General features: G+C 64.5%; 1 protein-coding gene. It reads right to left on the minus strand.

Going from position 1 to position 502, the window contains the following annotated elements; genetic code table 11:
• Window positions 1–103: 103 nt before the first annotated feature.
• A partial coding sequence (gene rplC, locus AACY52_RS30275; protein WP_339561374.1) for a 50S ribosomal protein L3 occupies window positions 104–502 on the minus strand: 399 nt, incomplete at its 5' end.

Here is a 502-nt window from a genome sequence, read left to right on the forward strand (position 1 = left end):
CGGTGCAGGATGTCGGCGCGCGGATCGAGGCCGAAGACCTCGTCGTTGAGCTCGATGTCCGCGCCTGCGGTGTCGGCGAAGGATTGAACCTTGACCTTCATGTTCAGCCCTCCTGGCCGTCGGTCGCGTCCACGGTCGCGACGTCAGCAGGCGTCTCGGCGGGAGCGGTGTCGTTGTTGTTGGCGACCTGCTTCAGGCCGGCGGGATACGGCGCATCAGCGTGACGCGCGACCTTCACCGAATCCTTGACGAGCAACCAGCCACCCTTCGAGCCAGGGACCGAGCCCTTGACGAAGATGAGGCCACGCTCGACGTCGGTCGAAACGATTTCGAGATTTTGCTGGGTGCGGTTCTTGTCGCCCATGTGCCCGGCCATCTTCTTGTTCTTGAAGACCTTGCCCGGATCCTGGCGCTGACCGGTCGAACCCAGCGAGCGGTGCGAGACCGAAACGCCGTGCGTTGCGCGCAGACCGCCGAAGCCCCAACGCTTCATACCGCCCTG

The organism is Pseudomonas sp. EA_65y_Pfl1_P113, from assembly GCF_963970525.1.
GTDB classification, from domain to species: domain Bacteria; phylum Pseudomonadota; class Gammaproteobacteria; order Pseudomonadales; family Pseudomonadaceae; genus Aquipseudomonas; species Aquipseudomonas tritici.